The organism is Burkholderia sp. BCC1977 (assembly GCF_905339595.1).
GTDB lineage: Bacteria > Pseudomonadota > Gammaproteobacteria > Burkholderiales > Burkholderiaceae > Burkholderia.
Window position 1 is genome coordinate 80952 of the sequence record NZ_CAJPGQ010000029.1, and the last position, 10614, is coordinate 91565.

At 70.0% G+C, this 10614-nt stretch carries 9 protein-coding genes; 5 read left to right on the top strand and 4 right to left on the bottom strand.

Going from position 1 to position 10614, the window contains the following annotated elements; genetic code table 11:
* Window positions 1-4 precede the first annotated feature (4 nt).
* From U5771_RS23010 to U5771_RS23025, 4 genes are read left to right on the top strand one after another with little or no spacing between them, the layout of a single operon-like run.
* Entirely contained in the window at window positions 5-1957 is a 1953-nt protein-coding gene (locus U5771_RS23010; protein WP_322026082.1) for a lytic transglycosylase domain-containing protein, read from the top strand.
* A gap of 58 nt (window positions 1958-2015) precedes the next feature.
* Entirely contained in the window at window positions 2016-2978 is a 963-nt protein-coding gene (locus U5771_RS23015; RefSeq protein WP_322026083.1) for a complex I NDUFA9 subunit family protein, read from the top strand.
* A 54-nt stretch (window positions 2979-3032) separates the two neighbouring features.
* Window positions 3033-3680, top strand: coding sequence for a glutathione S-transferase family protein (locus tag U5771_RS23020; protein ID WP_322026084.1), 648 nt, complete (start codon window positions 3033-3035; stop codon window positions 3678-3680).
* A complete protein-coding gene (locus U5771_RS23025; protein WP_322026085.1) occupies window positions 3677-4918 on the top strand; it encodes a multifunctional CCA addition/repair protein in 1242 nt (413 codons plus the stop codon). Before U5771_RS23020 ends, U5771_RS23025 begins: the two co-directional genes overlap by 4 nt.
* 271 nt (window positions 4919-5189) lie before the next feature.
* Here the strand turns inward: U5771_RS23025 and U5771_RS23030 are convergent, their stop codons facing one another.
* Complete coding sequence (locus U5771_RS23030) at window positions 5190-6008, bottom strand: XRE family transcriptional regulator (protein WP_322026086.1); 819 nt, start codon at window positions 6006-6008, stop codon at window positions 5190-5192.
* 432 nt (window positions 6009-6440) lie between these two features.
* On the opposite strand from U5771_RS23030, the gene U5771_RS23035 reads away from it, so the two are divergent.
* Window positions 6441-8291 (top strand): M24 family metallopeptidase, encoded by a 1851-nt coding sequence (locus tag U5771_RS23035; RefSeq protein ID WP_322026087.1) that lies wholly within the window; start codon window positions 6441-6443, stop codon window positions 8289-8291.
* 245 nt (window positions 8292-8536) lie between these two features.
* On the opposite strand, the gene U5771_RS23040 is transcribed toward U5771_RS23035, so the two are convergent.
* From U5771_RS23040 to flgA, 3 genes are all read right to left on the bottom strand, one after another.
* Entirely contained in the window at window positions 8537-8977 is a 441-nt protein-coding gene (locus U5771_RS23040) for a flagellar protein FlgN (RefSeq protein ID WP_322026088.1), read from the bottom strand.
* An 85-nt stretch (window positions 8978-9062) separates the two neighbouring features.
* Window positions 9063-9395, bottom strand: a complete 333-nt coding sequence (flgM, locus tag U5771_RS23045; RefSeq protein ID WP_059448495.1) for a flagellar biosynthesis anti-sigma factor FlgM — start codon at window positions 9393-9395, stop codon at window positions 9063-9065.
* A gap of 118 nt (window positions 9396-9513) precedes the next feature.
* Window positions 9514-10614, bottom strand: a 1101-nt coding sequence (gene flgA / locus U5771_RS23050; RefSeq protein ID WP_322026089.1) for a flagellar basal body P-ring formation chaperone FlgA, incomplete at its 5' end; no start/stop codon positions are given.

The following is a 10614-nucleotide window of genomic DNA, read 5'->3' on the forward strand; positions in this document are numbered from 1 at the left end:
AACGATGTCGAACAGCCTTTTCCGAGTATATCGCGCGGTCGCGCTCACGCTTTCGGCCGTCGCGCTCGTCGCGGGCACCGCCGCGTGCGCCGCCCCGAACGACGACACGCTCGCCGGGGACGACCAGATCTTCGTGCAGCTGCGCGAAGCCGCGCGCCGCAACGACGCCGCGAAGGCCGCGCAGCTCGCGTCGATGATCCCGAACTATCCGGTCCCGTCCTACGTCGAGTATTTCCAGATCAAGCCGCAGCTGTTCGATTCGACCGGCCGCGCGCGTGTCGATGCACCCGACGCACCCGTGCAGTCGTTCCTGCAGCGCTACGATGGCCAGGCGATCGCCGACCGCATGCGCAACGACTACCTGCTCGTGCTCGGCGCGCGCCACGACTGGCGCACCTTCGACGACCAGTACAAGCGCTTCGTGCTCGACGACGACACGCAGGTCAAGTGCTACGCGCTCGAATCGCGCGCGGCACGCGGCGAGAACGTCGCCGATGCGGCGCGCGCGCTGCTCGTCGAGCCGAAATACTACGGCGACGCCTGTGTCGACCTGATTACGGCGCTGACGGTCAACCAGCAGTTGACGAGCGACGACGTGTGGCAGCAGGCGCGTCTCGCGTACGAGCAGAACTACACGACGCTCGGCGGCAAGATCGTCGACGCGCTCGGCCCGCGCCCGGTCGGCTTCGACCAGGCGACCAGCGCGCCGCCGCTGTACCTCGCGCGCGGCGTCGGCGCCGACGCGGCATCGCACCAGCTCGCGCTGATCGCGCTCGGCCGCATGGCGCGCAACGATCCGGACGCGGCGGCGGGGATGCTGACGTCGGTCGCCGGCTCGCTGACGAAGCAGGAACAGGCGATCGCGTGGGGCGCGATCGGCTACCAGGGTGCGATCAAGCGTTCGCCGCTCGCGTCGGTCTGGTATGCGAAATCCGCGAACGCGCCGCTGTCGAATTCGGGCTACGAATGGCGCACGCGCGCCGCGCTGCTCGCCGGCAACTGGCCGATGGTGCGCTGGTCGATCGAGCAGATGCCGCCGTCGCTGCGCGACGATCCGGCATGGATCTACTGGCATGCGCGCGCGCTCAAGCAGAGCGGCGACACGCTGCAGGCGAACCAGGAATTCGAGCAGGTCGCGGGCCAGTTCAACTTCTACGGGCAGCTCGCCGGCGAAGAGCTCGGCCAGCGCACGTCGATCCCGCCGCGCACCAAGGTGAGCGACGCGGACATCGACGCGATGAGCAAGATCCCGGGCTTCGCGCTCGCGCAGCGCTTCTACGGGCTGAACCTGCGTCTCGAAGGCAACCGCGAATGGAACTGGCCGCTGCGCGGGATGACCGATCGCCAGCTGCTCGCGGCCGCCGAATACGGCAAGCGCATCGACCTGCTCGACCGCGCGGTCAACACGGCCGACCGCACGAAGGCCGAGCACGACTTCACGCTGCGCTACCCGTCGCCGTACCGCGACATCGTCGAGCGCTACGCGCAGTCGTCGGGCCTCGACATCGAATGGGCGTACGGGCTGATCCGCCAGGAGTCGCGCTTCATCACGAACGCGCGTTCGTCGGTCGGCGCGGGCGGCCTGATGCAGCTGATGCCGGCCACCGCGCAGCTCGTCGCGAAGAAGCTCGGGATGGGCACGATCACGCGTGCGCAGATGCACGACATCAATACCAACATCCAGCTCGGCACCTGGTACCTGGCGGACATCTACAACAACTTCGACAGCTCGCCGGTGCTGGCGACCGCCGGTTACAACGCGGGCCCGGGCCGGCCGCGCCAGTGGCGCCAGGTGTTGACGCAGCCGGTCGAAGGCGCGATCTTCGCAGAGACGATTCCGTTCAACGAGACGCGCGAGTACGTGAAGAACGTGCTGTCGAATACCGTCTACTACGCGGCGCTCTTCGAGGGCAAACCGCAGTCGTTGAAGAAACGTCTAGGCATGATCTCGCCCTGATCCGCAATCTTCACACTGCCGCGCGAGACGCGGCAGTGTTCTTTTGAGGACCCGAACCATGGATCGCCAGACCGTCGCGCTATTGGGCGGCACCGGCTTTATCGGCAGCCGGCTCGTCAATGCGCTGATCGACGCCGGCAAGCAGGTGCGGATCGGCACGCGGCGGCGCGAGCATGCGCGCCACCTGCAGATGCTGCCGGTCGAAATCGTCGAGCTCGACGCGCTCGATACGCGCACGCTGGCCCGGTTCGTCGCCGGCGCGCATGCGGCCGTCAATCTCGTCGGCGTGCTGCACGGCGGCCGCGGCACGCCGTACGGGCCCGGGTTCGAGCGCGCGCACGTCGCGCTGCCGGCCGCGCTGGCCGCCGCGTGCGTGGAGGTCGGCGTGCGGCGCGTGCTGCACATGAGCGCGCTCGGCGCCGATTCGCACGGCCCGAGCATGTACCAGCGCTCGAAGGGCGACGGCGAGGCCGCGCTGCACGTGGTCGCGGCGACCGATTCGCTCGCGCTGACGATCTTCCGCCCGTCGGTCGTGTTCGGCCCGGGCGATGCGTTCCTGAACACGTTCGCGAACCTGCAGCGCACGCTGCCCGTGCTGCCGCTCGCGATGCCGGACGCGCGCTTCCAGCCGGTGTTCGTCGGCGACGTGGTGCGCGCGTTCGTCAACACGCTCGATCTCGCGGCCGCGCACGGCAAGACCTACGAGCTGGGCGGCCCGACCGTCTACACGCTCGAGCAGCTGGTGCGCTATTGCGGCACGCTGGTCGGCCGGCAGGCACGCATCGTGCGCCTGCCCGACGCGCTCGCGCGGCTGCAGGCGGGCGTGTTCGAATGCCTGCCCGGCGAGCCGGTGATCACGCGCGACAATCTCGCGTCGATGTCGGTGCCGAACGTGCTGTCCGGGCCGCTCGCGCCGGAACTCGGGATCTCGCCCGCGAGTCTCGAGAGCATCGCGCCCGCGTATCTCGGCCACGCCGCGCGGCGCTCCCGCTTCGACTGGTTCCGCTCGCGCCGCCGCTAGGCGTCGCGGGCCGCCGCTTCCGTCATTCACTTTCTCGCTTTTCGGAACACCGCCATGAAACTCGTCATTGGAGACAAGAATTACTCGTCGTGGTCGATGCGGCCGTGGCTGCTGCTCGCGCATTTCGGGATCCCGTTCGACGAGATCGCGATCGAGCTGCGCCGCGACGACACGGCCGCGCGCATCCGCGAATATTCGCCGAACGGCAAGGTGCCGTGCCTGATCGACGACCACGGCGTCGCGATCTGGGATTCGCTCGCGATCGCCGAGACGCTCGCCGAGCGTTATCCGCAGTTCCCGATGTGGCCGGCCGATCCGCTCGATCGTGCGCATGCGCGCTGCATCTCGGCGGAGATGCACTCGGGATTTGCCGCGCTGCGCACGCAGATGGGGATGAACGTGTGCGCATCGATGCCGGGGCGCGGCGCGACGCCCGATGTGCTCGCCGACGTCGCGCGCATCGACGCGCTGTGGAGCGCGTGCATCGAGGCCTCGGGCGGTCCGTTCCTGTTCGGCGAATTCGGGATCGCCGATGCGATGTATGCGCCCGTCGTCATGCGCTTCAACACGTATGCGCCGGCGCTGTCGCCGGAAGCGGCCGGGTATGCCGCGCGCGTGACGGCGCTGCCGGCGGTGCAGCGCTGGATCGATGCCGCGCGCCGCGAAACCAACGTGATTGCCGAATACGAACCGAATCCATGAACATCTACGCAGTAGGCGGAGCGATTCGCGACGCATTGCTCGGCGTGCCGGTGCAGGACCGCGACTACGTGGTGGTGGGCGCGACGCCCGAGCAGATGGCCGCGCAGGGCTTCCGGCCGGTCGGCAAGGATTTCCCCGTGTTCCTGCATCCGGACACGCAGGAGGAATACGCGCTCGCGCGCACCGAGCGCAAGACGGCGGCCGGCTATCACGGCTTCCAGTTCTACTACGCGCCGGACGTGACGCTCGACGAGGACCTCGCGCGGCGCGACCTGACGATCAACGCGATGGCGCGTGAAGTGAGCCCGGAGGGCGCGCTGGTCGGCCCGGTGATCGATCCGTTCGACGGGCAGGCCGACCTGCGGGCACGTGTGTTCCGGCATGTGGGCGACGCGTTCGTCGAGGATCCGGTGCGGATCCTGCGGATCGCGCGCTTTGCCGCGCGCTTCGCGGATTTCACGGTCGCGGACGACACGCTCGCGCTGATGCGGCGCATGGTCGACGCGGGCGAGGCGGACGCGCTGGTGCCCGAGCGCGTGTGGCAGGAGATCGCGCGCGGGCTGATGGAGGCGAAGCCGTCGCGGATGTTCGCGGTGCTGCGCGATTGCGGCGCGCTCGCGCGCATCCTGCCCGAGGTCGACGCGCTGTGGGGTGTGCCGCAGCGCGCGGACTACCACCCGGAAGTCGACACGGGCGTGCACGTGATGATGGTCGTCGACTATGCGGCGAAGCAGGGCTATTCGCTGCCGGTGCGCTTCGCGGCGCTCACGCACGACCTGGGCAAGGCGACGACGCCCGCCGACGTGCTGCCGCGCCATGTCGGCCACGAAGGCCGCAGCGTCGACCTCATCAAGCCGTTGTGCGAGCGGCTGCGCGTGCCGAACGATTGCCGCGATCTCGCGCTGGTGGTCGCGCGCGAGCATGGCAACCTGCATCGCGTGATGGAGATGGGGGCGGCCGCGCTGGTGCGGTTCTTCGAGCGCAGCGACGCGCTGCGCAAGCCGGCGCGCTTCGCCGAGATGCTGCAGGCGTGCGAATCGGACGCCCGCGGCCGGCTCGGGCTCGACACGCAGCCGTATCCGCAGGCCGAGCGGCTGCGCGTGGCGCTGGTGGCGGCGCGCAGCGTCGACGCGGGCGCGATCGCGCGCGGGGTCGGCAACGATGCGATGCAGATCAAGGACGCCGTGCATCGCGCGCGGGTCGAGGCCGTGAAGCAGGCGCTGGCGATCGCGGAATAGTCGGGGGAGTCGGGGTTGGGAATCGGGCTGCGAACCGGGTTGGGAACTGGGTTGCGAACCGGGCTGCGAACCGGGCTGGGAACCGGGTTGGGAACCGGGTTGGGAACCGGGTTGGGAACTGGGTTGGGAACTGGGTTGCGAACCGGGCTGGGAACCGGGTTGGGAACTGGGCTAGGAACTGGGCCGGGAGCCGGGCCGCCAACCGGGCCGCGAATCGATCCCGCGAATCGTGCGGACCGTGCCGAGCGATGCGCCGCCGGGCCGCCAACCGTTATTTTTTCGTGCGGGCGGCGGTGCGGCGGGCCGGCGTGGCGGCAGCCGGACGGTTGCCGGTGGCCGCGCGGGACTTCCCGGCAGCCGTCTTGGCCGCGGTGCGGGCTGGCTTGTCGGCGGGCTGCGCGGCGTCCGCGTCGTCCGCTCGCTCGCGTGTCGGTGCCGGTTCGCGGCGGCTCACGCGCGGCTCGCCCGGCGTCGCGCCGGCATCGCGCGCGAGCAGCCTGATTTTCATCGCCGCGGATCCCAACTCGGCGCGGTCGTCGTCGAAGAGCGGCAGCGTGCCGACCGCGATCAGTTCGGCGGGCCCGTCGCCGACGTTCGCGACGCGATGGCGCTTCCGCGCATCGAAGTGCAGCGAATCGCCGGGCGACAGCGGGTAATCCTTCTTGCCGATCGTGTAGCAGAGCCGGCCGGCCAGCACGTACACGAACTCGTCGCCGCCGTGCGCGACCCATTCCGAACGGTAGCCCTCCATCATCCGGACCTTGAGCGCATTGATCTGGCTGCCGTCGAAGGTGGTGGACAGCCGCTCGTACCACTGCGACGCGGCGTCGACCGCGTACGGTTCGCGGCGGCCCGCGCGCGAGTCGGGCCGCGCCTGGCGCGGCTGGTCGATCAGCGTGCCGAGCGGCACGTTCAGCGCCTTCGCGACGTTGACGAGCGAAGAGAGCGAGATGCCGGTGAGATGGCGCTCGACCTGCGACAGGAACCCGACCGACAGGTTCGCTTCGGTCGCGACTTCCAGCAGCGTCTTCTTCGCTTCCCGGCGCAGGCGGCGAATGCGCTGGCCGATACGCATGATGTCTGAATCCATGAATCTCTTTCGTGGCAACGAGTCGGAAGGCGAGCGGAGGGGCGGTGCTGTCGCCGGGATGTCGTTTTCCGCGAATCGCACGAAGCCCGGCCGTCGGGACGACGATGCCGGCGCATTGTACCGCGCGCGGTGGCGCCCGGACGGCGCCGCGCAGGGCAGGGGCGGGCCGCCGTCGCGCGCCTTGCCGGGAATTTTAGCCCTACGAAAATTTTAGCTTGACCTCAATTTCAGCGTGCTCTAGATTCTGTCGCACGCATCAAACAAAGTTAAGTGAGACGAAAATTTCCCCGAGTGCCTGCCGCTGGAACGGCGCCACGGCCCGGCCGCCCGCCGGGCCGCGCGTCGTCCGCTCACGGGTGGTATGTCGCGCCCGGCATGCGCCATGCCGCGTGACGCTGCCGGCCGCCGACAACAATCAATAACGGGTATCCGATGATCGATCGACTGAAATACAGCTTCTCCGGCCTTCCCGCGTATGACGCGTCCGTCGCCGACACGCAGGCCGGCCTGTCGCGCCTGCTCGACGCCGCCCGGCTCGACGCGGTCGTGGTCACGTCGCAGGACGAGTACATCACCGAATACCTGCCGCGCCGCAACAACCCGCGCTACGCGCTGTCGGGCTTCGACGGCTCGGCCGGCTGCGGGATCTTCCTGAGCGCGGCGACCGCGCAGGCGCTCGGCGTGCCGCCGTTCGTGCTGTTCGTCGACGGCCGCTATCACCTGCAGGCCGAACAGCAGTGCGATCCGGCCCGCGTGCGCGTCGAGAAGCTCGGGATGAACGTGACGATCTGGCAGGCGCTGGCCGACTGGCTGGTCGCGCACGCGAGCCGGCTCGCGCGGGTCGGCTACGACGCGCTGCGGATCAGCGTCGCGCAGCGCGACCGGCTGGTCGAGCAGACGCAGGCGGCGTCGCTCGACTGGACGAGCCTCGTCGAGCGCGAAATCGACCGCGCGATCGCGCTGCCGGGCTGGGTGGTCGAGCGTCCGATCTTCGAACTGCCGGACGCGATCACCGGCGCGAGCGTCGCGCAGAACCTCGACGCACTGAACCGGCGGCTCGCCGCGCACACCGGCGCGACCCCCGGCAAGACCGCATTCTTCACGTGCGCGTCGGACGACCTCGCGTACCTGCTGAACAGCCGCGGCTATCACATCCCGAATGCGTCGTCGCACCTGGGCTTCCTGTTCGCGGTCGGCGAGCAGGTCGCGCTGTTCCTGCCGGAAGGCTGCGACCGGTGTCCGGTCGAGCTGGCGTCGTATCCGGCGCTGCACGTGATCCGGCGCGACTTCGCCGAACTCGAGCGTTTCCTCGCGCAGTTCGCGGTCGACCACGTGTGCTACGGCTTCGAATCGGTCAACTGCGCGCTCGTCGAGTCGGTGCGCCGCGTGTGGCCGCACGCGCGGCACGCCGATTTCAACCCGGTCGAAGCGCTGCGGGCCGGCAAGACGCCGGCGGTGCTCGACCGCTTCCGCGACGCGTTCGCGCGCAGCTCGGCGGCGATCGCCGAGACGATGCGCTGGGCGAAGGCCGGCGAGGCGGGGCAGCGCCATACCGAATACGACCTGGCCCGCACGATCAACGACGCGTACGGCGCCCGCTCGGCGGTCGCGCTGACGTTCCCGTCGATCGCGGCGAACGGCGCGAACAGCGCGTTCGCGCACTACACGACGGCGAGCGCCGACGTCGAGCTGACGGAAGGCGAACTCGTGCTGCTCGACAGCGGCGCGTATTACGACGCCGGCTTCGCGACGGACTGCACGCGCGTCGTGCTGCGCCGCACGCGGCCGGAGACGGTCGCGCAGCCGTGGCAGCGCGAGATCTACACGGTCGCGCTGAAGGCCTGCATCAAGGGGCTCGTCACGCGCTTCCCGAAGACGGCGACCGGCGGCGACGTCGATGCGACGGTGCGCCAGGTGTGCCGCGACCACGGCTACGATTTCGGCCACGGCACCGGGCACGGCGTCGGGATCCACGTGCACGAGGGCGGCGTGCGGTTCGCGCCGGGCGCGAAGTACGGGCTGGTGCCGAACGCGGTGATTTCGGTCGAGCCGGGCATCTACGTGCCGGGCAAGGGCGGCGTGCGGATCGAGAACATCGTGATCGTGCGCGCGGACGACGAAGCGTCGGACACCGTGGCGTTCGAGAACATCGTGACGGTCGGCTACGACTGGGACCTGATCGATGTCGAACTGCTGGACGACGACGAGCGTACGTACCTGCGCGACTACGAACGGCTTTGCGTGGAACGCGGCACGCAGGTCACCGCGTGTCCGCTGCTGTAAGACGGGAAAGGGGCGCGCGGCCGCGGCAGGGCCGCGCGGTGCGCAGCCGGCGCGTCGGTGCGCCGGCGTGATCGGATCATCGGTGCAAGCGGCGTATCGGCGTATCGGCGTATCGGCGTATCGGCGTATCGGCGTATCGGCGTATCAGCGATCAGCGAATCAGCGATCAGCGATCAGCGATCAGCGATCAGCGATCAGCGATCAGCGATCAGCGATCAGCGATCAGCGATCAGCGAATCAGCGAATCAGCGAATCAACGCCGACACGCGCCCGTCGGGCCCGTAGACGCCGGCCGGCGCGGGCGCCGAGCGCAGCACCGCGAGCGCGCGCTCGTTGTAGTCCATCCGGATCCGGATCAGCATCCCGTTGGTCGCATTGGCCTGGCGCGCGCGTTCGGCGGCCTGCAGCAGCAACTGCCAGCGGCCGGCGAGGCGTGCATCGCGCTCGGCGGCCTGGTCCATCCCTTTCTTGCCGGCCGGAAAGCCGAGCGCGGACAACTGCGTGTCGCGCGTGCGCTCGAGCTGCGCGAGCCGGTCGATCAGCGCGCTTTTCTTCTCGACGATGCCGGGCAGCATTTCAAGCGGCTCCGGCGTCGTCAGCGCCTTTTCCTCGTAAGCGAGCAGGGACGCGAACGCTTCGACCGTCGCGTGTTCGTCGTTGACCGTGGCCAGCAGCTCTTCTCTCATCGCGTCATGCTCGTCGCGCCGGCACGCGTGTCCGCATGCCGGCAAACCAGGGGACCGGTCAGGGCGTGACGGGCCCCGGGCCGGCTCAGTTGCCTTGCGAGCGCTGCTGTTGCAGCAGGTCGCGGGCGGTATTCAATACGCCGTCGGCGATCTTGTTCACATCGATCGTCAACGTGCCGTTGTTCAGCGCGTCCTTGATCGACTGGACGAGGGCCGTGTCGATGTCGGCGCTGCCGGAAGCCGACAGCGAACGCAGCTGGCCGGACAGACCCGACAGGTTCACGGTCGTGTCGCCGCCGGTCGATCCTGCGTCGGCCGCCTGCGCGGACGACGACGATGCCGCGCCGGATTGCGCGCGGGTCGCGCCGTTGCCGGTCGACGCGAGTGGGCTCGGGTTCGGAGTGGAATCGATCTTCACGATGGGTTTCCTGGACGGTATGACCCAGATAACGGCCGGGTCGGCCCGAACTTTAGCATCGTGAGCCCGAAATTCTCCGAATAAACAGTTCTTTGCAATCTTGCGGCGGGATCCGTCCCTACAGCGGAATTTCCACGGTCCCGGCGTCCTTGACGATCGCCGTGACGATCTGGCCTGCCGCCATCCTGACCCGCACCGACTGGCCCGGCGCCGCATTCGCGAGCGCGCTGCCCTCGGCCGAGATCGTGAAGCCGGGCCCGGCCGCGACGACCCGCACCGTCTGCCCGGCCGACACCGACGCGGCGCTCTTCAGCATGTCCTGGCGCAGCGGCAGCCCGGCCGAGATCCGGGCCAGCGCGGTCGCGCCGACCGCCTGCGCGGGATCGGTGATCACCGCGAGCGGCAGCACCGTCAGGTCGCCGTCGCGCGCGACGAGGTCGGCCGCGGTGAGCGGCTCGCCAGGCGCGATCTGCCGCGCGGCGACGTAATAGGTGGCCTGCACGGCGACTTTCGCCTGCAGATAGACGGTCCACGGCCGCTCGCCGGCGCAGCGCACGCCGACCGTCGTGCGGCCCCACAGGCGCGCGCCGGTCGGCAGGAACGGCTCGAGCGTCGTGCACGCGGCGAGCCCGCGCGGAAACGCGGCCGCGACGGTCGCGGTGGTCTTGCCCGGCAGGCCCGCGACCTGCTGCTGCAGGAACGCGAGGGCCGTGCGCCGGATCGTGTCGGGGTCCTGCTGGCCGGGCGGCGTCGCCGGTTGGGGGGCGGTGGCCGCCTGGGGCGGGTTGGCTGGCTGGGCAGGGTTGGCGGAAGCCGCCGGCGCGCGCGGGGCCGGCGCGCCCGCAGGGAAGCGAGCCGCTGCCGTGCGCGCGGGATTCGATGCGGGGGCGGTCGTACCGGCGACGACGGTCGCGACGGCACCCGGGTCGGCGGCGCGCTGGGCGCCATAACCGATGTTCGCGGCGTTCGCGCGCGCGGCGGCGTAGACGGGGCGCGGCGCGGGCGCAGCCGCCGGCGCTGGCACGGCAGTCGGCGGCGGGACGCTCGTCACGACCATCGAGCCGGCCGGCTGCGCAGCGTAGCCGGTCGCGCCAGCCACGCCAGCCACGCCAGCCACGCCAGCCACGCCAGCCACGCCAGACACGCCAGACACGCCAGACACGCCAGACACGCCAGCCACGCCAGACACGCCAGACACGCCAGACACGAAACGGAGTGC